Raw genomic sequence first — 25,483 nt, 5'->3', positions numbered from 1 at the left:
GCGGGACCACCACCGCCACCAACACCGCAGGACTCTGCGAAGCCTGCAACTACACCAAAGAACAACCCGGCTGGAAAACCACCACCAACCCCGGCACCACCGGCACCAACGAGCCCGGCAGGCACCAACTCCACATCACCACACCCACCGGACACACCTACACCTCCACAGCACCCCCACCCCCAGGAACACCACCACAGCCAGCCGGCCGACCACCCGGCTGAACCCGCCTAAGTAAGAGCGTGACGCCTGCCCACGAAAGCACGGCGCTGGATGATGTACTCGGCGATGGCTAGGTTGAGCAGCCACGAAGCTCCCATCAGCAGTGCCCTCGACGTCAAGTCCGGTGGCCCAGCGATGAGTTCGGCTGCCGTCAGGACTATGGCCTGCGTCCCAGCCGCCACTCCGACGGCGTAGGCACGGGTCATCCAAGCGCCATGACGGGCGAACTGACGCTGCACGATGGCCCGGGTTCCCAGCGCAATACTCACCACCATGGCCACGCCGAAAACGAGCCGGAACCAGAGCAGCAGTGGCCCGTCGTTGGGTGGGAGTGAATAGAACACGGTCATCCAAAGGCCAGACAGGCCAGCGAAGAGCCCCGCAGGAACGACGACTCTACCGGTTGTCCTGTGCCAGCGAATTCTGGTTCCCGAAGGAGCCGAAACAAATTGGAACGCACCCAGCATCGCAAAGACGGTGGCGCTGACGATATGGATCACCACAGGAATGGGCGAGCCGAAAAACCGTTCATTGTCCGCAGTCACAGCCGCCCCGCTGGAAAGCTCGGTCAGCCTCAGTGCTCCGGCCAGGATAGGAATCAGCGAGAGCAGAACGAGCCCCGTGGGCACCACCCATGCTGACCTGCGGACGGGGGCACTCATGATTGGCGGCCGCTGGCTTCGGGTTTTCGCACTACCGGTACCGTTCACTGCCTACTCCTCGACTCTGAGGTGTACAGCGTATACATCGTGTCTTGAGACTAGGTGTACGGCATACACCTGTCAATGGTTTAGATTGGCTGCAGGGAGAGGAAGTGGTCCGTGACCCAGACAAACGACGCCAGCGCCCGCCTGCGCCTGAACAAGGCGCGCGTGCTCGCAGCAGCCGTAAACCTAGCCGATGACGTAGGTCTCGCGGAACTCAGCATGCGGCGGCTGAGCCAGTCACTGGGCGTGGTGCCCATGGCGTTATACAAACACGTTGCCCATAAAGAGGATTTGCTGGATGGCATGGTGGGGCTGATCGTTTCCGAGATCGACCCGCCAGCCAACGACGCCGACTGGAAGAACGTGGTCCGGCTCAGAGTGCTTTCGGCCAGGTCAGTCCTCTTGCGGCATCAGTGGGCACGGCAAGTTCTCGAGACCCGAACTAACCAGACGCCTGCCGTGCTGGACTATACCGAGTCGTTCATTGGCATGTTCCTGGCGGGCGGGATGTCCGCCGACCTCACCCACCACGTCATGCATGCCATGGGCAGTCGAATCTGGGGGTTCAGCCAAGAACTTTTCGATGCGTCGGCTAAACAGTCACCGCAACCGGCGGCGTCGCTATCCTCCGAGGCACAGGCAGCCATGTTCCAGCAGATGGCCGCTACATATCCCAATATTTTGCGGGTGGCCACGGCCGCGAGCCATGACGATGAGTCCGTGATTGGACAGGGTTGCGATGATCAGTTTGAGTTCGAGTTCGCGCTGAACGTGATGCTTGACGGCTTTGAACGGCTTCACATCAGCGGCTGGTCCTCAGTAGATGCCAAGGGTAGCTAAAGACAGCAAAGCCGCAGTCCCCCGACAGGGGCTGCGGCTTGCTGTTCTTGACTGGGGCCCTTAAGAGCTATTCAGAGTCCGTGCCCTCTGTTGCGGATTGGGATCGCGTGAGGCCGTTGGTGGCGCCACCATCGAACGTCGGGCGATTCGCCGGAGCGTCAGCTGGGGCCTCGGTTGTCTGGCCGAAGTTCTTCATCATGCCGATGATGTCGAAACCCGTGGTGTCCTTGAGGAGTTGGGCTGTCTCGTGGACGCCCGAGGCGACGTTTTTGCTGACCTGCCCGGCGCCGTCGTTCGAAATGACCGTCATGTTGCTGATGGCGCTCATCGGAGCGGCGATTTCCTTGGCGATGGAGGGCAGTACCTCAAGCAGCTTGTTGAGGATAGCCGCCTCGTTGAACTCGCTGTAGGCCTTGGCCTGCGCCTCGATAGCTTCGGCTTCGGCCTTACCGCGCAGGCCAATCACGTCGGCGTCGGCGATGCCCTTGGTCTTGGTCACCTCGGCCTCGGCCAGGCCGCGGATCTTGTTGATCTCGGTCTCTGCGTTTCCCTTGGCGGTGTTGGCGGCGGCCAGGGCCTTTGCTTCGACCTCGTTACCGGTGGCCCGCAGCTTACGGGTTTCGAGCTCGGCCGCAGCTTCAACCTTGGTGGCTTCAGAGATGCGGGTACGGCGCTCGAGATCAGCGGCAGCTTCCGTTTCGACCTTGTACTTGGCTGCGTCAGCAGGCTTGCGGACCTCGATGTCGAGTTCCTTCTCGCGAAGCTCAGCCTGGCGCGCCACCACCTGCTGGTTCTTGAGGATGATGGCTTCCTGCTGATCCGCCTGGGCCAGCGGGCCGGCGGCATCGGCCTCAGCCTGCCGCGCGTCGGTTTCCTGCTTCAGTTCGGCGCGACGGAGCGCCAGTTTCTGCTCGGCCTCGGCGGTCTTCTGGTCAGCCAGAGCCTTAGCTTCGGCGGCCTCACGCTGTGAGTTGGCCTCGGCAATGCTGGCATTCCGCGCTACCAGGGCAGCTTCCGGGCGGCCCAGGTTCTTCAGGTAGCCGCCGGTATCGTCCACTGACTTGATCTGGAACGTGTCGATGACCAAGCCCTGATTGGTCATGGAATGCTCGGCTTCTTCCTTTACGGAAGCAGCAAACTGTGCGCGGTCCTTGATGATCGCGTCGACGCTCAAGGTACCCACAATCGAGCGCAGTGAGCCAGAAAGGGTTTCCTGCGTGTAGTGGTCAATGGCGTCCTGCTGATCGAGGAAGCGCTGGGCCGCCTTGCGGACGGAAATCTTATCGCCGCCTACCTTGACCTGCGCAACACCCGTCAGTTTGAGCTGGATGCCGTTGTTGGAGATCGCTTCTATGGTGACCTCAACCTGACGCGATGACAGCGAGATATGGCTGACGCGTTCGGTGATCGGATTGACGAAGGCGCGGTTGTTGATGATGACCCGGGATTGATCGTCCGAGGTTTCGTTGGTGGTGTTGGGATCGCTTTTGCCGGTGATCAGCATTGCCTCGTTGGGCTTGGCGAACCTGATGCTCTTGGTGTAGAAAATGAATCCCGCAATCAGCAGGAGCAGAACAGCTCCCCCTGCGACCAGCAGAATAAATATGGTTCCCCCAATAATCACTGTTTCCCCTTATTCGGTGATTGATGTCCTGGCCAGCCTACGTGGCAGTAGCAAGGAGGGAAACCGACTAGCTGGCACGGGAGTGGATGCTGATCCCGGGTCGCCTAAGATATTGGCATGCCTACACGTGTTCATGAGTTTTCCTGGCCCGATCGGGTTGTTGTCGGCACCATCGGCATTCCGGGTGCGAGGACGTTCTATCTACAGGTGCGCGCCGGAGCCGAAATCGTGAGTATCGCGCTGGAAAAACAACAGTCCGCACTGCTAGCCGAGAAGATCGATGAGATTTTGGATCAGCTCGTCACTATCGACGGAAATCCGTTCAGCGTTCCCACCAGCACTCCCATTGAGTTGGTCGACAACGATCAGCTTGAGCCCGTTCAGGAGCAGTTCCGAGCCGGCGCCATGAGCCTGGGCTGGGACCCAACCACTGCCCAGGTGGTCATTGAGGCCTTCCCCATCACCGAGGTCGAGGTCGACGAGGACAACGAACCGCTGGACCAGGACGGCATCGAAGTACCAGAGATGTTGGTGGTGCGGATGCCCGTGGGATCCGCCCGCGCCTTTACCAAGCGCACCCATGAGGTGGTGGGGGCAGGCCGCCCCATCTGCTCGCTGTGCGGCTACCCCATGGACGCCGACGGACACGTTTGCACGCTCCCCGAGGTCTGAGGCAGCCGAAGACCCGTTCTGCGTGCCTCGATTACTCGGGAATCTGAATGCGCGCCGCTTCTTGCAGGAGTGGATCGGAAATCATGACAGTGGCGGTCCCTGGGGCGATATCGAAGGCGACGTTGCCCCGAGACTTGTCCCCGGGAAGCACCTCGCCTGGGCCCAGCTGGTTGTCGGCGAACAAGCTCATGTCTGCCTTACGCCCGTTGGCGTCCTTCGCCGAGAAGTAGAGCGGGTTGGAGTTCGTCGTGCCGGACTCCGTTTCCCACAGCACGTCCATGAGCAGGTACGTGCCGTTCTTGGGCGGCGTGGCGAAGGCGCCGGACGTGACAGTGTCGGCGCGGACCGCGGACACGACGGTAATCCGGGCGACATCTCCGTTGAGCATCTTCACGGCGAACGGAACGCCCACGGCAGGCTTCGTAGATACGGGCGCGGTCGACGGCGATGCTGCCGCCGCCGAGGCGGCAACTGGCGCCGCGGCCTCAGCAGACGCGGTGTCAGAAGACGCGGTGGTGGAGGCGACGGGACCGGAGTCCGCAGCCTGGTTGCCTGCTCCGGAGCAGGAGCCCATGAGAATGCCCGCCAGCAGGACGCCGGCGGGGACAACATAACGCTTCTTCTTGTAGAAGGGACGGCCTGCAGGGGTAGGGACGGAGGTGAAGTTCTGGTTGATCATGGTGATGCCTTTCAGGTAATGCGAATGGATGATGCTGCGGAAGGAGTCAGGGCTATTGCTTTTCCCATTTGCCGCAGCGGGTTGAATTGAAGTCCTGGCCTTGACTGAGGGTGATTACGGGCCGGCCACCGCCGGGGATGTCGTTTTCGATGATGTCGCCGCCGTTGCTCCCGCTGCGGTAAATCCCCCAGTAACAGGTGGACCCCACGGCTGCAGCAGCACGGTACGTCCCGGGTTCGATGTCGGACCCCACAGTCCAGGTCCCGTCGCTGACCGTGTTGGCAGCCTTCGCCTTCTCCGCACCAGTTACGGCCTCTTCGCGGGCTTTGACAGCGGCCTCAGCGGTTTTGACCGCAGCGTCTGCCTTGCCAACTTCGGTCTCCTTGGTGGCAACCTTGGCTTCGCGGGTGGCGATGCCGCTTTGCAGGGTGTCGTATTTACCCTTCACGGAGGCATAACTACTCAAAGCCGCGTCCCGCTCCGTCTCCACCGTGGATTTCTCGTCCGCTAAGGACTTATAGGCGTCACTCGTCTTGGGGTCCGGCAGCACAGTTCCAAAGGCAATTCCGGCGCCCAGGAGTACGACGCCGGCCGTCGCCACAAGGACGCGCTTCTTCCGGCTGCGTTTCGGCGCAGCCGCATCCGGCAAGGTCTGCAGTTCCGAGGATTCCGCCGGATCCGGCAATAGGGCGCCGGCGTCGTCTGTAGTCAACATGTTCACTTCCTCTGTTCGTGGACGATCCCTAGACGGCGGCGGGATACCGATCCCCCAATGCACGGTTCCCCGCCGCCGCAGCAGCCTCGGAAGATGACTTCGTGGCTGCAGAAATGAACTTACGGTTCCAGGCTCACAAGAACTCTTGAATCACTGATAACCCGGGTTATCAAACAACATGTCTTGATGTTTCCCGATTCGAATAGGCTGTTGATACCATCACGACGAAAAGAAGGGGGCAGCTGTGGAAACCACGGAAACGTTGCGCATGACCCTCTCTGACGTGGCGTTGCTGGCGCAGGTTCAGCGGCCCGTAGTATCCATGTGGCGCAAGCGCAGCAGCGGCGGTCCGCTTCCATTCCCGCCGGCCGCAGAACGAGTCAACGGCATCGAGATGTTCGACGCCGGCCGCGTCACCGCATGGCTTCAGGCCACAGGCCGGGGCAACAACCAAGAGGCGGGCAACGACGTCGCGATTTTCGCCAGACTCGCGGTGACGTCAAGCGAATCTCCTAGGGATAGCCGCCTGACGTTTGACGGCCTGACTGCGCTGCTTGCCCTGAAAGTGTTGACAGGACAGGCCTTGGCACAATCGACTGCCGCCGAACTCCTTGATGCCGCGGATGAAGCCGACCCGGATGATGCATTCCTCTACAGCGAACTCGCAGCACTCGGCTCGGCACTGGCTGGACTCGCGAGCTTCGCCGACAGGCTGGCGGACAGCGCCTTCAGCGCATCGGCGGCTTTCGAGAAGCTGCTTGCCCATCGGTTCAAGGAAGGCCTGCGCGAGCAATCAGACACGGCCCTTGCCGAGCCGGCGCTGGCGCTGACCGCTGCAGCCGCCATGGAGCTTGCAACCACACTGGAGGGCAGGCTCCTTTTCGTCGACTCGACGCCGGGCGGGAGCGACGTCATGCTCAGCATCGTGCAGCAATTTGGCGAGTCCCATTCACTCACTTTCTTGGCAGCCGACCACCACGGGAGCGCATCACGGCTGGCGAGGCGCCGGCTAGCCGTCCACGGTACGGATAACGGGCCGGTGAAAATCGATGCCAACGGGGCTTTCGCCGTGAACGGACCGGCCGTCCACGTGGCGCAGTTTCCCTCCCCGGGCAATCTGGAGCCGGGCAGCACAGGAATTTTGTCCGGAATCGAAAACATCGTGCTCCAGATGGACGACTCGCAGCGTGGCGTGGTCATCGCCCCTGCCCGGGTTCTGTGCGATGCACTGTCCGGAGAAGCCAGCAACCTTCGATCGGACCTGTTGCGTTCCGGTCGTGTCCGCGCCATCGTCCAGCTTCCGGCGGGCCTCCTTCGTGCCAAGCCGCGGGAACAGCAGGCCCTGTGGATCCTCGGCCCAGCATTTGCCAATGTCCCCATCGCGGAACGCTGGACCATGGTGGCCGACTTGGCGACAATCCCGCTCACCCTCGACGTGACCCAGGACCTGATCAGCGACGTTGCTGCCTCCATGGGCGATCGGGCCACCCTCCGCGCGCACGCCTTTCGGTTTGCCCGCCTGGTGCAGACCCGGGTGCTCCTGGCTGGCCGGGGTGCCCTAGTTGACGCTTCCGTCAAAAGAAGTACGACGTCGGTACGCGGCGCCGAAGCAGCGCTGCGGATCGAGGAACTCACCCGAGCCTTGGCCACCGAATCGTCCCGCCCGGCACTTCCGCGTGCCCAGCTGGCGGCACTCGAAGCAGGGAAACCACCCGCGACAGTTCAGGAAATGCTCACCGCCGGACACATCAAGTACCTCCAAGGCATCAGGCTCCGTGCGGAGGACATGAACAGCAGAGGCGGCAGCCGGGTCCTAGGACGCGACGAACTGATGAATCCAAACAACGCCCAGCCGCGGTTCATCACCCTCCTCGACTTTGCCGCCAAATATCCGGCCGGCAGGCTTACCGAGCCTGGCGACGTGGTTTTCTGTACCAGCCCGCGGCCGGCCGCCATGCTCGACGCGGAGGGCGGCGCCGTCGTCGTCTTTCCCGCCCGGATCGTGAGGATTGACCAGGGCGACCCGGGCGGCCTGCTGCCTGCCGTCGTCGTCCGTGACATCAACCGGCTCAATCCCGCGGACAAGACCTGGCGAAATTGGCGGCTACGCCGGACACCCGAAGCCCAGCGGCTGCCGCTGGCCAGCGCCCTGCAAAACCTCCACCGCGAGCAGTCCGAAACCCGCGAACGTCTCAAGCGGCTCGAAGAACTCGCTACCCTGATGACGGACGGCGTTGCGGGCGGAAGCCTCACCCTGACAGACCCCCTTACCCACGCCGTGCCAGAAGAAGGAATCGCATCATGCCCCCGAAAGTGAAAGTGGACCTCGCCCCGTCCACCATGAAGGAACTCAAGGACACGCTCTGGAAGGCGGCGGACAAGCTCCGCGGCTCGATGGATTCTTCGCAGTACAAGGACGTGATTCTTGGGCTGGTGTTCCTGAAATATGTGTCGGACGCCTTCGATGAACGGCGCGAACAGATCCAGGCAGAGTTGGAAGCCGATGGGCTCAACGAGGAGCAAATCGCCCAACTGATTGATGACGTGGACGAGTACACCGGCCGCGGCGTGTTCTGGGTATCGCCGCGGGCGCGCTGGACCTACCTGGCGGAGAACGCCAAGGGCGTCGATTCGTTGGACGGCGCGGCCCCGAAGTCCGTCGGGCTGCTGATCGATGAGGCGATGGAACTCATCATGGCGGACAACAAGTCCTTGGCCGCCACGCTGCCACGGATCTACAACCGGGATAATGTGGACCAGCGCCGCCTTGGTGAACTGCTGGACTTGTTTAACTCGGCCCGATTCACCGGCCAGGGCGCCAGCAAGGCCCGCGACCTGCTCGGTGAGGTGTACGAGTACTTCCTGGAGAAGTTCGCCAAGGCCGAGGGTAAGCGCGGTGGCGAGTTCTACACCCCCGCCGGTGTGGTCCGCGTCTTGGTGGAGGTGCTGGAACCGCACCGCGGCCGTGTCTACGACCCCTGCTGTGGCTCCGGCGGCATGTTCGTCCAGGCCGAGAAGTTCTTGGCCGCGCACAACATGGAGGGCTCGGATATTTCGGTCTACGGCCAGGAGCTGAACGAGCGTACCTGGCGGATGGCCAAGATGAACCTGGCGATCCACGGCCTGAATGCCAACCTCGCCTCCCGCTGGGGCGACACCTTCGCCCGTGACCAGCATCCGGAGCTGATCGGCAACAACGGAGCGGACTTCATCCTTGCCAACCCGCCCTTCAACATTAAGGACTGGGCCCGTTCCGAGTCCGATCCGCGCTGGAAGTACGGCGTCCCGCCGGCCGGCAACGCCAACTATGCGTGGATCCAGCACATCATCTCCAAGCTGGCGCCCGGCGGCAGCGCGGGAGTGGTCATGGCCAACGGCTCCATGTCCTCCAACTCCGGCGGCGAGGGTGAGATCCGTGCCCAGCTGGTGGAGGCAGACCTCGTTTCCTGCATGGTGGCCCTCCCCACGCAGCTGTTCCGCAGCACCGGCATCCCGGTGTGCACCTGGTTCTTCGCCAAGGACAAGACCGCTGGCCCGCGCGGCTCGGTGGACCGGACAGGGCAGGTACTCTTCATCGATGCCCGGAACCTGGGCTCCATGGTGGACCGCGCCGAACGTGCTCTCTCCGACGAGGACATCGCCAAGATCGCCAACACCTACCATGCGTGGCGAGGCACTGCTTCGGCCGTTGAGACCGGGCTGACGTACGACGACGAAGCAGGCTTTTGCTATTCGGCCAGCCTCGCGGAGGTCAAGGCTGCCGACTACGCGCTGACGCCGGGCCGGTACGTTGGAGCCGCCGACGTTGAGGACGACGGCGAACCGATCGAGGAGAAGGTCGCGAGGTTGTCGAAGGAGCTGCTGGAGCAGTTCGACGAGTCCGAGCGGCTGGCCGCTGTTGTGCGCGAGCAGTTGAGGCGCTTGGATGTCTAGGACTACCTCAATCGGCGAAATAGCAGCTCTCGGTGCCCTCCAGTTCGGTGACGGTTACAGAACCAAACGAAGCGAGCACGGCCAGCCGGGTTACCGGATCATTCGTGTTGCCGACGTGATGGACGATGCTGTCAGCTTCGAAGGACCGGACTTCGTTTCGGCTGACTACGTCAGGGCCATCGGTACGAAATTGGGACATCCCGGTGACATCCTTCTGACCACTAAGGGCACTGTTGGCCGAGTGGCCGTTCTACCCGAAACAGATGAGCAGGTCGTCTACAGCCCGCAGCTCTGCTATTTCCGGGTTCTGGATTCCGATGTAATAACACCTCGCTTCCTACGCTACTGGTTCAGTAGCCAGGAGTTCTGGAATCAAGCCGCCGACCGGATGAACAACACAGACATGGCTGCATACATCAACCTTGCCGATATTCGGTCGCTGAAGTTGTCCCTACCCGAGGTCTCGGAACAACGAGCAATTGCCGAGGTGCTGGGCGCCCTCGACGACAAGATCGCCGCCAACACCAAACTTGCTCGGACTGTTGAGGATATTTTGCATGCCTCATATCTTGGTCTTATTGCCGCAAATCCTTCGCACCAAGTCGCGGTCGAAAGTCTGGTTCACCGCATCACACCAAACCGGAAAATCGCGAAAGACGAACTGCTTGCCAAAGGCGACTTTCCAGTGTTCGATCAAAGCGAAGCAGGACTCCTTGGCTACCTAAACGGCGACGGGTTCTTGGAGGCCAGCGCGGAGCACCCAATTCTTTACTTTGGAGACCACACCTGCAGGTTAGGTATCGCGGCCCAAAAATTTACCGTCGGCCCTAATACAGTACCTTTCAAGGGGTCTGGCATCCCGTCGCTAACCCTCTACTGCGCGTTGAGCGGTCTACAAAGACATGAAGAGTACAAACGCCATTGGCAACTTTTGATGAAAAAGGTAGTCAGCGTTCCGAATGCCCAATCGGCAGCGGAATTTGCACTTCAATACGGATATTTGCTGAGTCTGCTCCAGACTGTCAGTCGTGAGAGCATCTGCTTGGCCGCCACCCGCGATGCTCTCCTCCCCCAACTCATGTCCGGCAAGCTGAGGGTCAAGGACGCGGAAGCGCTGGTCGCTGCCGCAGTGTGATGTCTGCCAAGAATGTCAGGGCGGGCGGATACGTTCAAGGTGAAATGACCGCCCGGAAAGGAACCGATCCACGTGTCCACACCAGCATCGTTTGAATCAACGCCAGCGAAGTCAGGCATGCCGGATTGGTACCCGGAGTTGCTGGCGTCCGTGGCACATCAGATCGACACAGGTCGGTCCAAGGCGGTCTCGGCAGCCAATGAGGAACTCGTGCGCGCGTATTGGTCCATTGGGTGCGAACTCCTGGAACGCGAGTCCCAAGAGGGCTGGGGATCCAAGGTGGTGACCCGATTATCTGCCGATCTTCGGGATCGTTTTCCCGAGGCCCGTGGTTTCTCGCCACGGAATCTGCGGTATATGAAGTCTTTCGCTGCCGCGTGGCCCGACTTCGCAATGTTGCAGACAGCGTCTGCAGCATTGCCGTGGAGCCACCATGTGTTGCTGCTGGAGAAGCTTGCCGAGCCCGAGGACCGGCTCTGGTACATGGCTTGCGCCAGCGCCGAAGGCTGGTCCCACAGCGTCCGGGGGCACCAGATTGAGACGTTTGCGTGAAAGCTCCGGCAAGGTGATCAACAACTTCAAGGCGACCCTGCCGCCGTCGGGCTCGGACCTTGCACGGCAGTCCTTCAAGGACCCCTATTTCTTTGACTTCGTGTCCATGACCGGTAAACGGAATGAGCGCGAACCCATCGGCATAGCCGAGTGGGAGTCGGAGATCGTGAAGTCCATGCCGGAGGAGTTCATCTCCACGCTTCCAAGTATCAGCGAACTCGAAGCCGAACTTTCACAGGACATATCATCAGAAGATCCGGTCAACCAGGGGGAATCACCGTGACAGCACCAGCACTAGCCTTTTCCGAAGCAGACTGGGAAGGCGCCGCGAAGGAGCGGCTCGGCGAGTTGGATTGGATGCCGCTCGACGGGCAGGCAATTGCGCCAGGAACCGGGGAACGCGAATCGTGGGCTGAGCTGCTCATCCGGCCGCGGCTGCTCGAAGCCCTGCGTCGGCTCAACCCGACAGTGCCGGCGCAGTACCTCCAGCAGGCACTCGCGGAGATCGCAGCACCAAAGTCAAATGATCCGATGGCCGAGAACCACCGGATCCACACCTGCCTGGTGGACGGTTACCGGCTGACCTACATCGACTCCGACGGCAACGAAGCCAACCCCACCATCCGGCTGCTCAGCCCGGCGCCGGACCAGAACGACTGGCTCGCCGTCAGCCAGGTCACCCTCGTGGAGGGCGACTACAAACGCCGCTTCGACCTTGTCCTGTACTGCAACGGCATGCCCGTCAGCATCATCGAACTCAAGAAGGCCGGCAATGCCCACGCCGACCTCCCAGGCGCGCACGCGCAGTTGCAGACCTATCTCCGCGAATTCCCCATGGCCTTCCGCTTCTGCGTCTTCACGCTCGCCAGCGACGGGATCCAGGCCAAATACGGAACGCCGTTCACCCCGTTCAATCACTTCTCACCGTGGAATGTGGACGACGACGGCGTGCCGGTTCCCCAGGGCTACTTGCTCGACGGCGACGCCGTCACCGCGTTGGACACGGCCTTGGACGGGCTCTACAACCAGGAACGCTTCCTGCAACTGACGCGGAACTTTACCGCCTTCGACCAAGGCTCCGGCGGTCTGGCCAAGCGGATCGCCAAGCCGCACCAGTACTACGCGGTCACTAAAGCCGTAGCCAGTACCATCCAGGCGGTGGAAAGCAACGGCAAGGCTGGCGTCGTCTGGCACACCCAGGGCTCAGGCAAGTCCATGGAAATGGAACTGTACGCCAACATGGTGGCCCGGCAGCCCAAGCTGAGAAATCCCACGGTGGTAGTGATCACCGACCGGAATGAACTGGACGGGCAACTGTTCGAAGGCTTTGATCGCAGCCTCCTCCTGGCGGAGTCGCCAAAGCAGGTCAAGAAGCGGTCCGAGCTGCGGGAGGAACTGAGCAACAGGACCACCGGCGGTATCTACTTCACCACGCTGCAGAAGTTCGGCCGCAGCCAGTCGGAGAAGGACGCCGGCGCAGACCACCCGCTGCTGTCCGACCGACGGAACATCATTGTGATGGTGGATGAAGCACACCGGTCGCACTACGACGACCTGGATGGTTACGCCCGCCACCTCCGCGACGCGCTTCCGAACGCAACGCTGATCGCGTTCACCGGCACGCCCATCTCGTTTGACGACCGCAACACCCAGGACGTCTTTGGCGACTACATCGACATCTATGACCTGTCCCGCGCTGTGCAGGATGGTGCCACGGTGCCGGTCTACTTCGAGCCGCGTCTGATGAAGGTCGGCCTGGCTTCGGACGTCACGGAGGAGATCCTGGACCAGGCTGCCGACGAAGCGACACTGGGCCTGGACGATACCGAGCGGACGCGCCTCGAGGCGAGTGTCGCCGTCGTCAACGCTGTCTACGGTGCGCCACAGCGGATCGCCGCGCTGGCCGAGGACTTGGTGGCGCACTGGGAAAACCGGCGCGAGCGGATGGGAAAGTTCATCGAGGCGCCAGGCAAGGCAATGATCGTCGGCGGGACGCGGGAGATCTGCGCGAAACTGTATTCCGCGATTGTGGAGCTGCGGCCCGACTGGCATTCAGACGATCTCTCCAAAGGCAAGATCAAGGTGGTGTACTCAGGCGACGCAACCGATGTGCCGCCGGTGTCCGACCATGTGCGCCGCGACTCTTTGAATGCCCGGGTGAAAGAGCGGCTCAAAAACGTGGACGACGAACTGGAGTTGGTGATCGTCAAAGACATGATGCTCACCGGCTACGATTCCCCGCCTCTGCACACCCTGTATCTGGACCGTCCGCTCAAGGGCGCATTGCTGATGCAGACGTTGGCACGCGTGAACCGCACCTTCCGCGGCAAAAAAGACGGGTTGCTGGTCGCATACGCGCCTCTGGCCGAAAACTTGGCGAAGGCGCTGGGCGAGTACACGCAGTCTGACCGTGCGAACAAGCCGGTGGGCAAGAATATCGACGAAGCTGTTGGCCTGACGGTTTCTTTGGTGGAGTCTCTCCGTTCCCTGCTGGCCGGCCATGATTGGAAGGCCGTGCTCATGAAAGGCGGTCCAAAGTCGTTTCTGAACGCCGTCACGGGCGCCGTCAGTTACTTGCGCAGTCCTGGCACGCCCGGTAATCAGCCCACGGACGGCGACGAATCGGTTGCTTCCAAGTACCGCAAATTCTCCAGCCAGCTTTCCCGTGCGTGGGCGCTGTGCTCCGGCTCGGAGACGCTGGCTGAACTGCGGCCGGAGATCCAGGTGTACGAGGAGATCCGTGTCTGGATGGCAAAGTACGATGCCGCCGACCGGCAGGCCAGCGGCGAACCGGTTCCCGAGGAAATCCAGCGGCTACTCGGGCAGCTGATCGCCAACGCCACGTCGTCGGGTGATGTGCTGGACATCTACGACGCTGCCGGCATGCCGAAGCCGTCCCTGGATGACCTGACACCGGAATTCATGGCCTCGACGCAGAAGGCGCGGAACCCGCAGCTGGCCATCGAGGCGTTGCGGAAGCTGATTGCCGATGAATCGGCTGCCACGACGCGGAACAACGTCATCCGGCAGCGGGCGTTCTCCGAGCGGATCACCGAGCTGATGAAGAAGTACACGAATCAGCAGCTCACCTCAGCTGAGGTGATCGCGGAACTGGTGGAACTGGCGCGCGAAGTTGCTGCCGAGGGCAAGCGCGGTGCGCACTTCACTCCCCCGTTGAACTCTGACGAACTGGCCTTCTACGACGCTGTGGCTTCGAACGAATCAGCGGTGGAGGTCCAAGGCGAAGGCGTCCTGGCCGACATCGCCCGCGAGTTGGTGTCCGTGTTGCGGCGCGACGTGCGAACGGACTGGACCGTACGCGACGACGTCCGCGCGAAGCTTCGTTCCTCGATCAAGCGGCTCCTGGTCCGATTTGGCTATCCACCGGACAAGCAGCCCGAAGCCATCAAGCTCGTCATGGAACAGATGGAGTCCATGGCCCCGCGGTTCGCCGACGCCCGGGCGTAGGCCACAAGAGTTCCGCCAGCAGGCGGGTATAGAAGCACCGAGAAAATGGGGACATGACTACATACGAATCTTCTAATGTCGTGCCGGAATTACCGCCGACACCTGACCATGCCCCGCAGCTCAAGGCCAAGCGGTTGAAGTTGTTGAAACTCCGTTCGACCAACGGAGCCAGGATAATTTTGGGCTCCATATTGGGAGTGTTGATGATCATCACCTGGATTGCCAACAACCCTGCAATTCACAGCGGCAGCGATCCATCGGATTGGAAAGCGGACCTCGCCGAGGCCGCCGTCACGAATGAACTCAACGCGGGCGAAACCAAGGGGGCAGCGCAGCAAAGCGTAGTCAACGGATGGTACTTGAACGACGTAGCAGTGGTACAGGCGGCCCAGAACAGCTACATCGCCGGAAGTTCCATGCGGAATGGCAACCTGCTGACCCTTCTTGGTTTGGGGGTAGCCGGCGAACTCATCATCCGAGGCGTCGAACGAGAAAAGCGACAGCGAAGTACGGTCGCATAGGTGCAAATCCCATCGCCTGCAGCATCACCGGTTCCTGAGTGGCTGCAGATTGTCAGCGCCGCTGCCCCCTTGGCAACGTTGTTCGCTGCCGTGGTGGCAGGCGGCATCGCTGTGGCCGCGCTGGTTCAGCGGCATCGTGCCGACAAGCGAGACCAGTGGTGGAAGCGGGCTCAGTGGGCCATGGACCTAGCCATAAAAGGCGACCTGCCTGCAAAATCTGTCGGTATTCAAGCACTCACAAAACTCGGGGAGAGCAAGTTGTTGGCGAGGGGAGAGGAGGAATTCCTCTATGAAGTCGGCGGCGCCGTGCAAGACTTGGTCATAGACAGCGCGCTGGAAGAGTCTCAGACTGGACGTAGAAGAAACATCTTGAGGAGGCCACGTGTCAGTGATCCCAGGTAGGGCCAAGAAGTCCTTCACCACGTCCAAGCCAGCCATCAGGAGCCCTGCAACTGCGGCTTCCCGAGATGCTGCGAGTGGACAGTATGTAACCGTGGTGTTGAAATCGCGGGGCGGAAAAACCGTCACAGTCTCCCCCGCCGCAGCGAAAGTGTTGAAACAGACTGAAGAGCTTCGTGAACGCGTCAGCAGGGATTGGTAGCTCCTGGACAAGCTAGTGGGCCCTGCACCTTTGAAGGTGCAGGGCCCACTTGCCTCTTTAAGCAGATCTCAACCTGACTGGCGGCGAAGGACTAGAAGTCCCAGTCGTCATCCTCAGTATTGACAGCCTTGCCAATGACGTAGGAAGAACCCGACCCGGAGAAGAAGTCGTGGTTCTCGTCAGCGTTCGGTGACAGGGCCGAAAGGATGGCCGGATTCACGTCTGTGACGGACGCCGGGAACATGGCCTCGTAGCCCAGGTTCATCAAGGCTTTGTTGGCGTTGTAGTGCAGGAACTTCTTGACGTCTTCGGCCAGGCCAACGCCGTCGTAGAGGTCGTGCGTGTACTGGATTTCGTTCTCGTACAGCTCGAAGAGCAGCTCGAAGGTGTAGTCCTTGATCTCCTGCTTGCGCTCCTCGGAAAGACCTTCCAGGCCCTTCTGGAACTTGTAGCCGATGTAGTAGCCGTGCACGGCCTCGTCGCGGATGATCAGGCGGATCAGGTCAGCCGTGTTCGTCAGCTTGGCGCGCGAGGACCAGTACATGGGCAGGTAGAAGCCCGAGTAGAACAGGAAGCTCTCCAGCAAGGTGGAAGCCACCTTGCGCTTCAGCGGATCGTCGCCCTGGTAGTAATCCATGACGATCTGAGCCTTCTTCTGAAGGTTCTGGTTCTCCGTGGACCAACGGAAAGCCTCGTCAATCTCCTTGGTGGAAGCCAGTGTGGAGAATATCGAGGAGTAGCTCTTGGCGTGCACCGACTCCATGAACGCGATGTTCGTGTACACGGCCTCTTCGTGCGGGGTGATCGCATCCGGGATCAGCGACACGGCGCCCACGGTGCCCTGGATCGTGTCCAGCAGGGTCAGCCCCGTAAAGACGCGCATGGTTAGCTGCTGCTCGGCCGGCGTGAGGGTGTTCCACGACTGCACGTCATTGGACAGCGGGATCTTCTCGGGCAGCCAGAAGTTGTTGACCAGGCGGTTCCAGACATCCACATCCTTGTCGTCCTGGATGCGGTTCCAGTTGATCGCTTCGACGCGGTTAAGCAGCTTGACCTTCTCGGTCATATGATTTCCTCCGCCTGTTGGCATTCCACGCCAGATTTATCCAGCGGTTGAATACCAATCGTAGCGTCTTTAAGGCCCCCAACGGTCTGCATCTGGTGCCATGTAACCTTCATAACAAGGCGTCAAGATTTGTCGGCTTCACAAGCTTAAGCACCACAAGCGGGCCCACTTTCGTGGACCCGCGTGGCCTCAAAGCGACGATGTCACTTCGATTCCTTGACGGTGGTCGACGGATGCGACTTGCCGTACTTTGGCGTCACGTAACGACCGGTCTTGGCGCTTCGGTAAGAACCCTTTGCCATGATATTTTCTCCTTCCTGTTGAGTTGTACGGATGCATACTCGCCCTAAACGGGGCGGATCGTGATGCGGATAGTGCGGCGAATCGTACGACGTACAGTGGCCATGACTATCAACTCCTTCCCGGAGCTATGCCCGGGAGGAGGGCCTTCGACAGAAGGCCGACAACTCCTGTAAACTCAACAGTCCAGGCAATAACTTGGAACTGTCTCGTTTCCGGGACTTTCTTGAGGGGTCGTGTTAGTGCACGACCCCTCAAGCTTTTAAAATTTGCAAAGCCTGAAAGAATTCGTTAGTTAATAATCAACCTATATTGGTTGATTACAGCATGCAGCTGACGCAGCCGTCCACTTCCGTGCCTTCCAGCGCGAGCTGGCGCAGACGGATGTAGTAGATGGTCTTGATGCCCTTCTTCCACGCGTAGATCTGGGCCTTGTTGATGTCGCGGGTGGTGGCGGTGTCCTTGAAGAACAGCGTCAGCGAGAGGCCTTGGTCCACGTGCTGGGTGGCGGCAGCGTAGGTGTCGATGACCTTCTCGTAGCCGATCTCGTACGCGTCCTGGTAGTACTCCAGGTTGTCGTTGGTCAGGTACGGCGCCGGGTAATAGACGCGGCCCAGCTTGCCTTCCTTGCGGATCTCGATCTTGGACGCCACCGGGTGGATCGAGGAGGTGGAGTTGTTGATGTAGGAGATCGAACCCGTGGGCGGGACAGCCTGCAGGTTCTGGTTGTAGATACCGTGCTCCATGACGGACGCCTTCAGCGCACGCCAGTCCTCCTGCGTGGGAATGTGGATGCCCTTGAAGAGCTCCGCCACCTTCTCCGTCTGCGGCAGCCATTCCCGGTCCGTGTACTTGTCGAAAAACTCACCGGAGGCATACTTGGAGTTCTCGAAGCCACCGAAGGTCTGCCCGGTCTTGATGGACAGCTGGTTGGAAGCGCGCACCGCGTGGTAAACCACGGAGTAGAAGTAGATGTTGGTGAAGTCCAACCCCTCTTCCGAACCGTAGTGAACCCGCTCGCGGGCCAGGTAGCCGTGCAGGTTCATCTGGCCCAGGCCGATGGCGTGGCTCTGATCGTTGCCCTTGGCGATAGAAGGCACCGAGGTGATGTTGGACATGTCCGACACCGCAGAAAGGGACCGAATAGCCGTCTCAATGGTCAGGCCGAAGTCCGGGCTGTCCATGGTCTTGGCAATGTTCAGCGAACCCAGGTTGCAGGAAATGTCCTTGCCGGTCTGCTCGTAGGACAGGTCATCGTTGTACGTGGTGGGCTGCGAGACCTGGAGGATCTCAGAGCACAGGTTGGACATGATGATCTTGCCCTCGATCGGGTTCTCCCGGTTCACCGTGTCCTCGAACATGATGTACGGGTAACCGGACTCGAACTGGATCTCGGCGAGGGTCTGGAAGAACTCGCGGGCCTTGATCTTGGTCTTCTTGATCCGGGAATCGTCCACCATCTCGTAGTACTTCTCGGTGACCGAGACGTCAGAGAACGGCATCCCGTAGACGCGCTCAACGTCGTACGGCGAGAACAGGTACATGTCCTCGTCCTTCTTGGCCAGCTCAAACGTGATGTCCGGGATCACGACGCCGAGCGAAAGGGTCTTGATCCGGATCTTCTCATCCGCGTTCTCCCGCTTGGTATCAAGGAAACGGTAGATATCCGGGTGGTGCGCGTGCAGGTACACTGCGCCGGCACCTTGGCGGGCACCGAGCTGGTTGGCGTAGGAGAAGCTGTCCTCGAGAAGCTTCATCACGGGGATGACGCCCGAAGACTGGTTCTCGATCTGCTTGATGGGTGCGCCCACCTCGCGGATGTTGGTCAGCGCAAACGCCACGCCGCCGCCGCGCTTGGACAGCTGCAGTGCCGAGTTGATGGACCGGCCAATCGACTCCATGTTGTCTTCAATGCGGAGCAGGAAGCACGAAACCAACTCGCCGCGCTGCTTCTTGCCAGCGTTCAGGAAGGTGGGGGTAGCCGGCTGGAAGCGGCCTTCGATGATCTCGTCCATCATCTGCATGGCAAGTTCCTCGTCGCCACGGGCCAGGTGCAAGGCAGCCATGCACACGCGATCCTCGTAACGCTCCAGGAAGCGCTTGCCATCAAAAGTCTTCAGCGTGTACGAGGTGTAGAACTTGAACGCGCCCAAGAAGGTCTCGAAGCGGAACTTCTTCTTGTACGCGCGGTTGTAGAGCTCGCGAATGAAGTTCATCGTGTACTGATCCAGCGTTTCGCGCTCGTAGTACTCGTTCTTCACCAGGTATTCGAGCTTCTCTTCCAGGTCATGGAAGAACACGGTGTTGTTGTTCACGTGCTGCAGGAAGTACTGGTGCGCCGCCTCGCGGTCGGCTTCGAACTGGATCTCGCCGTTGGGACCGTACAGATTCAGCATCGCGTTAAGCTCGTGATACCCCAAGCCCTTGTAGGCGGCAGGCATTCCGGCCTTGTCGACGGCGGCCGCCGGCAGGGAGCCGACTCCCCCCGTTGCTAACTCCGAGTCTGCGACAGTCGTGTCCAAAACGTCTCCAATCCTGTTCTGACCCTGGAAATGTCCTCTGGAGTTCCCATGAGTTCGAAATTGTATAAATGCGGGACTTTGCACTTGGCGGCCACAATGTCAGCAGCCAGGCAGTAGTTGTCCCCGAAATTCGTGTTGCCGGCCCCAATGACTCCCCGCAACAGTTCCCTGTTGCGGGGTTCGTTCAGGAACCGGATGACCTGCTTGGGCACCGATCCCTCCCCACCTGTTCCGCCGTACGTTGGCAGAACCAGCACGAACGGTTGAGTGGCAAGCAGTGGTGCTTCCTTGGCGTACAACGGAAGCCGGGCGAAATCCATGCCCAGTTTCCGGACAAACCTCAAGGTGTTCTCCGAAGAGGAGGAAAAGCAGATGAGTGCACTGTCAGTAACGGTGGCGTCTACAGCTAGGGCTGCCACGGAAGGTACCTCGGTTCAGTGCTGGTGGTGCAAGGGCAAATCAGGCGACCGAAGAGACGGCCGATTCGGCGAGTTCAGCGATCTTGTCCGGACGGAATCCTGACCAGTGATCCTGGTCCGTGACCACGACGGGAGCCTGCATGTAGCCAAGGCTCTTGAGGCGCTCCAACGCCTCCGCATCCTGGGAAATATCAACGCTCTGGTAGACAATGCCCTTCTTGTCCAGTGCCCGGTAGGTTGCATTGCACTGCACGCAAGCTGGCTTCGTGTAAACCGTGACGGTCATGATGCCGATCCCCTTAAATAAGTCTCTAGATGTACTGCTCAATCCGTAGATCGATACTACATCTTGTGGGGACCGGCCGAAGCGACCCCTAGATGATGTATTACAAGTATGTCATTCCAGGCAGTTTTAATCCACAGGATGAGGGTGCTTAAATGGCCGGATTTCCGGTGATTAAGCCCTCCCTGTCCACATCCTGTGGATGGACTTACGCACATTTCCACACTCCGCGTGTCGTGATTTTCGGCGTGTCGGACGTGGGTGTGATCCAGGTCCCGGACACCACATGTAGTGCCCACGCAAAAGCGGCCCCTGCCTGGTCTGGACAGGATCCAGAGCAGGCAGGGGCCGCGGGAAATACAGTCCAGCTACAGGGCTTCAGGCCTGCTGCACAGGATCTGCTCGACACCCATCCGGCCCTCCGCGAAACTGCGGAGCGCACCCACCAGGTACAGCCGCCAGACGCGGACCACCTCGGCGCCCATCATGGCCTCAGCTTTGTCCTGATTGGCTTCGAACGTGGCGTACCACGCTTCGAGGGTGCGGACGTAGTCCCGCCGCATCCCCTGCACGCCTTCGATTTCCAGGCCAGCGCCCTCAAGGAAGCTCAACGTCTCCCCCACGGGCCTCATATGCATGTCTGGGGCAATGAAAGACTCGATGAACGGCCCACCGCCAGGATGTTTGCCGCGCCGGGACATCTGCTGCACCAGGACTTTGCCACCGGGGACCACATTGCCAAACAACGCCTTGGCATAGACCGGGTAGTTCTTCTGGCCTACGTGCTCGCCCATCTCAAGGGAGGCAACAGCGTCGAAGGGGCCGTCGGGAATTTCGCGGTAATCCTGCACGCGGATGTCCACCTGGCCTTCAAGGCCGTACTCCTTGATCCGGGCATCGATGAAGGCCTTCTGCTCTACCGACAGGGTTACCCCTACCACCGTGGCCCCATAGTGCCGGGCCGCGTGCAAGCTCAAGGATCCCCAGCCGCAGCCGATGTCCAGCATGCGCATGCCTGGCTTGAGGCCAATCTTCTGGCAGACGAGGTCGAGCTTGTCGCGCTGGGCGTCCTCCACACCGTAGGAAGCTGAGGCCTCCTCCCTCCAATAGCCACTGGAGTAGGCCATCTGCGGGTCGAGGATCAGTTCGTAGAAGTCGTTGCTGAGATCGTAGTGGTGGCTGATGGCCGCCCGGTCCCGGAGCAGGCTGTGCAACCGTCCCTTGACCTTGGCCTGTGTGACAGGCGGAGCCGGTGGCGCCCCCAACGCGCCAGCGGCCCTGGCGATCTTCCCAATACCGGCCACGATGGCCCGTGTGGGGCGGATGCCGGACAGCTTGCGCTGCCGGACCACTTCCCAGAGTTGTTGGAGGGCCGAGTTGAGGTCCCCCTCGATCTCCAGCTCCCCCGTGACGTAGGCCTGCGCAGCACCGAGCTCACCCGGCGCCCACAGCAGGCGACGGATCGCATCGGGACTCTGCAGCAGCACCACCGGCGCGTCCAGAGGGCCAGCCTCTGACCCGTCCCACACCTTCAGACGGACGGGCAACTCCCCACCCACCACGGGCCGGAGGACATCGGCGATGGTTCCTGCCAGCGCCCCGCTCATGCGCCCATTCCAGGCGTGCGGGAAACGGTTGAGACCCGACTGTCCAACACAATCTGCTGGACGTTCAGGTAGCCAGTGGCGAAACCAGCACGGGAGTAGCAGAGGTAGAACAGCCACATGCGCTGGAAGATCGCGTCGAATCCCAGGTCTGTGACCTCATCCTGCCGCGCCATGAAGCGCTCTTCCCAGAGGCGGAGGGTCTCGGCGTAGTGCTCGCCCATGGCCAGCCGTTCGCGGACCTGGAGCCCAGTCTGCTTCTCCGTGACTTCCTCGATGGCACGCACGGAGGGGATCACGCCGCCCGGGAAGATGTACTTGTGCACCCAGGTGTAGCCGGAACGCGTGGCGAGCAGGCGGTCGTGGGCAATGGTAATGGCTTGGATGGCCACCTTCCCGCCTGGTGCCAGCACCCGTTCAATGGTCTGGAAGTACGTGGCCCAGTACTGGTACCCCACAGCTTCGATCATCTCGACCGAAACGACGGCGTCGTACTCGCCCTCCACGGCCCGGTAGTCCTTGAGTTCGATGGTCACCGCGTCCGCGTAGCCGGCAGCAGCAACCCGCTGGCGGGCCAGCTCCTGCTGCTCGCTGGAAAGCGTGACGGAGTAGACGGTGGCGCCGCGGGCGGCGGCGCGCAGGGCCAACTCACCCCAGCCGGTGCCGATTTCCAGCACCCTGGTGCCGGGTCCGACGTCGGCCTTGTCCAGGAGGCGGTCGATCTTGGCCTGCTGCGCGGCAGCGAAGCCGTCCCACGGCATGTTCTTCACGGCCGCACCGGAAGCGGGGAACAACGCGCTGGAGTAGGACATGGTGGAGTCCAAGAACGTAGCGAAGAGTTCGTTGGAGAGGTCGTAGTGCCGGGAAATGTTGGACCGGGTGTTCTCCACGGTGTTGCGTTCCCGGCGTGGCTGCCGCGGCAAGACCAGGGCACGGAGCTTTTGCAGCGGCTCGGGAATCAACGTCCCGGCGCGGGCGGCAAAGACCTCGAGCACTGCCGTGAGGTTGTCCGCGTCCCAGTCCCCTGCCATGTAGGACTCGCCCAAACCGATCAGGCCGCTGTCGCCCATCCGGTTCGCGAAGTCGTCGGGCCGGTTGATGGTCATGACCGGCGGCTGGCTGCCAGCGGGTGCGGAACCAAGCACCACACCGTCCGGGTACCTGACCTCCAAGGGCAGGTGCCGGACTGCTGCCTTGAAGATCCCGGCCGCAACCTTGCCGGCCACACTGGCCTTGAAGCCTGACGGCACCGATGCGATGCCTGGCCAGATTCCTGCATCAATGACGGCTGGCGGCTGCGGCACGGTGTAGGGAACCTCGCCCCTGTCCCCGGGCCTGCCGGCTGCGGTTCCGTTTGCATCGGTGATAGTCACTGAACTGCCTCCTGTGAGGTGTGGTGTGGTCGTTTGATGATGGGCAACCTGCGTGCCCAGAGCCTGATGCCTTGCCAGTGGATTTGGAGGACTACCCGGAGGGGAGCCAAGGGAACGGCGGCCGCGGCGCGCAGCACGTTTGCTGTGCTGGCCGGGCTGCGGGTGCCGTCCATGGTGGCGATGAAGGGCCGCTGGTCTTGGCGCTCCAGGACGATTGCCACCGCCAGCCGGTCCGACGGTTCGGGCAACTTCATCCGATAGTCGCCAGAGACGTCGTTGAACGGGGAAACATAGAAGGCCTTCGGTACGCTGGCCCGGCCCTGTTCGTCCGTCTCGAGGACGTAGCAGTGGCGTTCGCCGTAGGTGTTGTGGACCTCCGCAATCACGCACCGCAGCTCCCCGTTAGGCGCGTGGCACCAGAACAGGGTCAGCGGGTTGAAGACGTGCCCCAGGACGCGGGCGCTGGTCAACATGGTGATGCGGCCGCCGTCGACGTCGATTCCCTGGGCCCGCAGGAACGTTTCCACGTTGCCGCGGAGGGTTCCATTGGGGTCACCGAGATGGTCGGCCGGCCGGAAGACCGCCAGCGGCCGCAGCAGGCGCGGCAGCTGCGGAAGATGGTCAATATCCACAAACCAGCTGTAGCTGCGGTAGGTGAACTTGTTGGTCAGCGGCGTGGTCCGGACGTGCGCAATCGAGGTCCGGTAGATGGCTGCGGAAGTACTCACGCGCCCTCCGCAGCTGGCTGGTGTTGGGGCAACGCCGCGCTGGCTTCCCACTCACGGCCCAACCGCTGGGCAGCCTTGAGCCCGGACAGTGCGCCGTCCTCGTGGAAGCCCCACCCCAGGTAGGCGCCGGCAAACACCAGGCGCTGGTCCCCCAGGCCAGCAATGAGCTGCTGGGCCTTGAGCGAGTCAGGGGTGTACTGCGGGTGTTCGTAGACCATTCGATCGAGGATGCTCGACTCCGCCACCAGGTCCGATTCGCCCAGGCTGACCACGTAGGAGCCACCCCCGGCCGGGCTGAGCCGCTGCAACCGGGTCATGTCGTAGCTGACCAGGACGCGGTTGGGTTTCGCATCGCAGCTGGGCAGTCGGTAGTTCCAGGACGCGCGGGCGTTTTGCGCGGCGGGCAGGACGGCGGTGTCTTGGTGGAAAACGGTGTGATTGACCGAGTACGGCATGCCCGTCAAAGCCGACCGTTCGGCGTCGTCCGCGTCCGTGAGGAACCGCAGCGCCTGCCCGGGATGCGTGGCAATCACGACGGCGTCAAACAGCTCGGTGCCACCGCCGGCGGTGATTTCCACACCGTCAGCCGTGCGCCGCAGGGCGGTCACCGGCGTGCTGAGTCGGATGTCCGTCAGCTGTGCTGCCAACTTGTCGACGTAGGTGCGGGAGCCGCCCGTCACGGTGCGCCACTGCGGCGAACCCTTGACCCCGAGCAGGCCGTGGTGGCCCAGGAACGTGAAGAGGTAGCGCGCCGGGTAGGCCAGGGCTGTGGTGGGATCGCAGGACCAGACGGCGCTGACAATGGGGGTCATGAAGTGGGAGATGAAGTAGGCGCTGAACTTTTCCCGTGCCAGGAATTCACCGAGGGTTAATTCAGTGTCGCGGTCCGTGGCTGCCACCAGTGCCCGGGCCCGGCGGTAAAACTTGGTCACTTCCAGCAACATCAGGAGGTACCGGCCGCGACGCAGGGTGCCCAGGGTGGGGATGATGCCCTTGGCGCCATCGCGGGCGCCGGCGTATTCGAGTCCGCAGCCATCGCACCTGATGGACATGCTCATCTCAGAGTCCTGCGTCTGCACCCCGAGTTCGGCGAAGAGCCGCAGCAAGGTGGGGTACGTCCGTTCGTTGTGAACGATGAAGCCGGTGTCCACGCCCAGCACCGAGCCGTCCTGCTGCGGGACATCATGGGTGTGGGCGTGCCCGCCAAGTCGCGAATCGGCCTCAAAGACGGTCACGTGATCGCGCTGGTTCAGGACATGGGCTGCCATCAAGCCGGCAATTCCGCTGCCAATGACGGCGATGCGCCGCCCCTCAGCCAGGCCTGCTGCGTCTGTCACGAAACGTCTCCCGAAGATCGGCCGTGAGCTGTGGCTCAGGGCATTGTGTGTTGCGTTGCTATCAGCAGCCATTCGGAGCCGGGCACCCACTGGATGGGTTGCCGTCGAGCCTCCGTGCCCCCGTTGACGCCAACCCTAGCGCCCCGCGCATGCCAGAATGAAGCCAGTCCGGGCACGGTGTA

The 25,483-nt window shown here is 61.5% G+C and carries 22 protein-coding genes and 1 pseudogene; 11 read left to right on the top strand and 12 right to left on the bottom strand.

From position 1 onward, the window contains the following. Positions 1–224, top strand: a pseudogene (locus PSET11_RS15985) (HNH endonuclease); the annotation flags it as partial. A 6-nt stretch (positions 225–230) separates the two neighbouring features. Here the strand turns inward: PSET11_RS15985 and PSET11_RS15980 are convergent. Continuing rightward, a complete protein-coding gene (locus tag PSET11_RS15980) occupies positions 231–884 on the bottom strand; it encodes a DUF2306 domain-containing protein (RefSeq protein WP_124093320.1) in 654 nt (217 codons plus the stop codon). Positions 885–1,043: 159 nt separating this feature from the next. Between PSET11_RS15980 and PSET11_RS15975 the strand changes: the two genes are divergently transcribed. Next, positions 1,044–1,769, top strand: coding sequence for a TetR/AcrR family transcriptional regulator C-terminal domain-containing protein (locus PSET11_RS15975; RefSeq protein ID WP_124093319.1), 726 nt, complete (start codon positions 1,044–1,046; stop codon positions 1,767–1,769). 67 nt (positions 1,770–1,836) lie between these two features. Here PSET11_RS15975 and PSET11_RS15970 read toward each other — a convergent pair whose 3' ends face one another. Beyond that, positions 1,837–3,393 (bottom strand): flotillin family protein, encoded by a 1,557-nt coding sequence (locus tag PSET11_RS15970; RefSeq protein ID WP_124093318.1) that lies wholly within the window; start codon positions 3,391–3,393, stop codon positions 1,837–1,839. Between the two features lie 117 nt (positions 3,394–3,510). Here PSET11_RS15970 and PSET11_RS15965 point away from each other — a divergent pair, with 117 nt between their 5' ends. Further along, positions 3,511–4,065 (top strand): DUF3090 domain-containing protein, encoded by a 555-nt coding sequence (locus PSET11_RS15965; protein WP_124093317.1) that lies wholly within the window; start codon positions 3,511–3,513, stop codon positions 4,063–4,065. A gap of 31 nt (positions 4,066–4,096) precedes the next feature. On the opposite strand, the gene PSET11_RS15960 is transcribed toward PSET11_RS15965, so the two are convergent. Both PSET11_RS15960 and PSET11_RS15955 read right to left on the bottom strand, forming a co-directional pair. After that, positions 4,097–4,744: a DUF4352 domain-containing protein gene (locus PSET11_RS15960; protein ID WP_124093316.1), complete on the bottom strand. Its 648-nt coding sequence runs from the start codon at positions 4,742–4,744 to the stop codon at positions 4,097–4,099. A 52-nt stretch (positions 4,745–4,796) separates the two neighbouring features. Next, positions 4,797–5,459: an Rv1352/Rv1906c domain-containing protein gene (locus tag PSET11_RS15955; protein WP_238989198.1), complete on the bottom strand. Its 663-nt coding sequence runs from the start codon at positions 5,457–5,459 to the stop codon at positions 4,797–4,799. Positions 5,460–5,703: 244 nt separating this feature from the next. On the opposite strand from PSET11_RS15955, the gene PSET11_RS15950 reads away from it, so the two are divergent. The 8 genes from PSET11_RS15950 to PSET11_RS15920 all read left to right on the top strand — a co-directional run bounded on the left by PSET11_RS15950 (position 5,704) and on the right by PSET11_RS15920 (position 15,470). Continuing rightward, complete coding sequence (locus PSET11_RS15950) at positions 5,704–7,776, top strand: hypothetical protein (protein ID WP_238989197.1); 2,073 nt, start codon at positions 5,704–5,706, stop codon at positions 7,774–7,776. Further along, positions 7,761–9,392, top strand: coding sequence for a class I SAM-dependent DNA methyltransferase (locus tag PSET11_RS15945; protein WP_124093315.1), 1,632 nt, complete (start codon positions 7,761–7,763; stop codon positions 9,390–9,392). The genes PSET11_RS15950 and PSET11_RS15945 overlap by 16 nt, the downstream gene beginning before the upstream one ends. Continuing rightward, the gene (locus PSET11_RS15940) at positions 9,385–10,527 is read left to right on the top strand and encodes a restriction endonuclease subunit S (protein WP_124093314.1); all 1,143 of its coding nucleotides are present in this window, start codon (positions 9,385–9,387) and stop codon (positions 10,525–10,527) included. The genes PSET11_RS15945 and PSET11_RS15940 overlap by 8 nt, the downstream gene beginning before the upstream one ends. A gap of 72 nt (positions 10,528–10,599) precedes the next feature. Next, positions 10,600–11,079 (top strand): DUF1016 N-terminal domain-containing protein, encoded by a 480-nt coding sequence (locus PSET11_RS16960; RefSeq protein WP_238989196.1) that lies wholly within the window; start codon positions 10,600–10,602, stop codon positions 11,077–11,079. After that, complete coding sequence (locus tag PSET11_RS16955) at positions 11,072–11,362, top strand: hypothetical protein (RefSeq protein ID WP_238989195.1); 291 nt, start codon at positions 11,072–11,074, stop codon at positions 11,360–11,362. The genes PSET11_RS16960 and PSET11_RS16955 overlap by 8 nt, the downstream gene beginning before the upstream one ends. Next, complete coding sequence (locus PSET11_RS15930; RefSeq protein WP_203416003.1) at positions 11,359–14,547, top strand: type I restriction endonuclease subunit R; 3,189 nt, start codon at positions 11,359–11,361, stop codon at positions 14,545–14,547. The genes PSET11_RS16955 and PSET11_RS15930 overlap by 4 nt, the downstream gene beginning before the upstream one ends. Positions 14,548–14,600: 53 nt before the next feature. Continuing rightward, a complete protein-coding gene (locus PSET11_RS15925; RefSeq protein ID WP_124093313.1) occupies positions 14,601–15,068 on the top strand; it encodes a hypothetical protein in 468 nt (155 codons plus the stop codon). Next, a complete protein-coding gene (locus tag PSET11_RS15920; RefSeq protein ID WP_124093312.1) occupies positions 15,069–15,470 on the top strand; it encodes a hypothetical protein in 402 nt (133 codons plus the stop codon). 290 nt (positions 15,471–15,760) lie between these two features. On the opposite strand, the gene nrdF is transcribed toward PSET11_RS15920, so the two are convergent. The 8 genes from nrdF to PSET11_RS15880 form a co-directional block, all read right to left on the bottom strand. After that, positions 15,761–16,735: a class 1b ribonucleoside-diphosphate reductase subunit beta gene (gene nrdF / locus PSET11_RS15915; protein ID WP_124093311.1), complete on the bottom strand. Its 975-nt coding sequence runs from the start codon at positions 16,733–16,735 to the stop codon at positions 15,761–15,763. A 620-nt stretch (positions 16,736–17,355) separates the two neighbouring features. Beyond that, positions 17,356–19,476 carry a class 1b ribonucleoside-diphosphate reductase subunit alpha gene (nrdE, locus tag PSET11_RS15910; protein WP_124093323.1) on the bottom strand — a complete coding sequence of 707 codons (2,121 nt, stop codon included), beginning with the start codon at positions 19,474–19,476 and terminating at the stop codon, positions 17,356–17,358. 50 nt (positions 19,477–19,526) lie between these two features. Next, entirely contained in the window at positions 19,527–19,976 is a 450-nt protein-coding gene (gene nrdI, locus PSET11_RS15905; RefSeq protein ID WP_124093310.1) for a class Ib ribonucleoside-diphosphate reductase assembly flavoprotein NrdI, read from the bottom strand. A gap of 40 nt (positions 19,977–20,016) precedes the next feature. Beyond that, complete coding sequence (nrdH, locus tag PSET11_RS15900) at positions 20,017–20,262, bottom strand: glutaredoxin-like protein NrdH (protein WP_124093309.1); 246 nt, start codon at positions 20,260–20,262, stop codon at positions 20,017–20,019. A 365-nt stretch (positions 20,263–20,627) separates the two neighbouring features. Continuing rightward, positions 20,628–21,866, bottom strand: coding sequence for an SAM-dependent methyltransferase (locus PSET11_RS15895; RefSeq protein ID WP_124093308.1), 1,239 nt, complete (start codon positions 21,864–21,866; stop codon positions 20,628–20,630). After that, the gene (locus PSET11_RS15890) at positions 21,863–23,236 is read right to left on the bottom strand and encodes a class I SAM-dependent methyltransferase (RefSeq protein ID WP_124093307.1); all 1,374 of its coding nucleotides are present in this window, start codon (positions 23,234–23,236) and stop codon (positions 21,863–21,865) included. Before PSET11_RS15890 ends, PSET11_RS15895 begins: the two co-directional genes overlap by 4 nt. Next, entirely contained in the window at positions 23,233–23,964 is a 732-nt protein-coding gene (locus PSET11_RS15885) for a DUF1365 domain-containing protein (protein ID WP_124093306.1), read from the bottom strand. Before PSET11_RS15885 ends, PSET11_RS15890 begins: the two co-directional genes overlap by 4 nt. After that, a complete protein-coding gene (locus tag PSET11_RS15880) occupies positions 23,961–25,301 on the bottom strand; it encodes an NAD(P)/FAD-dependent oxidoreductase (RefSeq protein WP_238989194.1) in 1,341 nt (446 codons plus the stop codon). Before PSET11_RS15880 ends, PSET11_RS15885 begins: the two co-directional genes overlap by 4 nt. Positions 25,302–25,483: the final 182 nt, after the last annotated feature.

Origin of the sequence: Arthrobacter ulcerisalmonis, assembly GCF_900609065.1 — a bacterium.
In the GTDB taxonomy this organism is placed as follows: domain Bacteria; phylum Actinomycetota; class Actinomycetes; order Actinomycetales; family Micrococcaceae; genus Arthrobacter; species Arthrobacter ulcerisalmonis.
The sequence above is the reverse complement of the archived record's forward strand: the minus strand, read 5'-3'. Positions and strand labels throughout refer to the sequence as shown.

What these genes read in the sequence shown, in the direction of transcription:
- PSET11_RS15945 (WP_124093315.1), top strand. Translation starts at nt 7,761, where the DNA reads ATGCCCCCGAAAGTGAAAGTGGACCTCGCCCCGTCCACCATGAAGGAA.
- PSET11_RS15980 (WP_124093320.1), bottom strand. Translation starts at nt 884, where the DNA reads ATGAGTGCCCCCGTCCGCAGGTCAGCATGGGTGGTGCCCACGGGGCTC.
- PSET11_RS15965 (WP_124093317.1), top strand. Translation starts at nt 3,511, where the DNA reads ATGCCTACACGTGTTCATGAGTTTTCCTGGCCCGATCGGGTTGTTGTC.
- PSET11_RS15895 (WP_124093308.1), bottom strand. Translation starts at nt 21,866, where the DNA reads ATGAGCGGGGCGCTGGCAGGAACCATCGCCGATGTCCTCCGGCCCGTG.
- PSET11_RS15925 (WP_124093313.1), top strand. Translation starts at nt 14,601, where the DNA reads ATGACTACATACGAATCTTCTAATGTCGTGCCGGAATTACCGCCGACA.
- PSET11_RS15955 (WP_238989198.1), bottom strand. Translation starts at nt 5,459, where the DNA reads ATGTTGACTACAGACGACGCCGGCGCCCTATTGCCGGATCCGGCGGAA.
- nrdE (WP_124093323.1), bottom strand. Translation starts at nt 19,476, where the DNA reads ATGCCTGCCGCCTACAAGGGCTTGGGGTATCACGAGCTTAACGCGATG.
- PSET11_RS15940 (WP_124093314.1), top strand. Translation starts at nt 9,385, where the DNA reads ATGTCTAGGACTACCTCAATCGGCGAAATAGCAGCTCTCGGTGCCCTC.
- nrdH (WP_124093309.1), bottom strand. Translation starts at nt 20,262, where the DNA reads ATGACCGTCACGGTTTACACGAAGCCAGCTTGCGTGCAGTGCAATGCA.
- PSET11_RS15960 (WP_124093316.1), bottom strand. Translation starts at nt 4,744, where the DNA reads ATGATCAACCAGAACTTCACCTCCGTCCCTACCCCTGCAGGCCGTCCC.
- nrdF (WP_124093311.1), bottom strand. Translation starts at nt 16,735, where the DNA reads ATGACCGAGAAGGTCAAGCTGCTTAACCGCGTCGAAGCGATCAACTGG.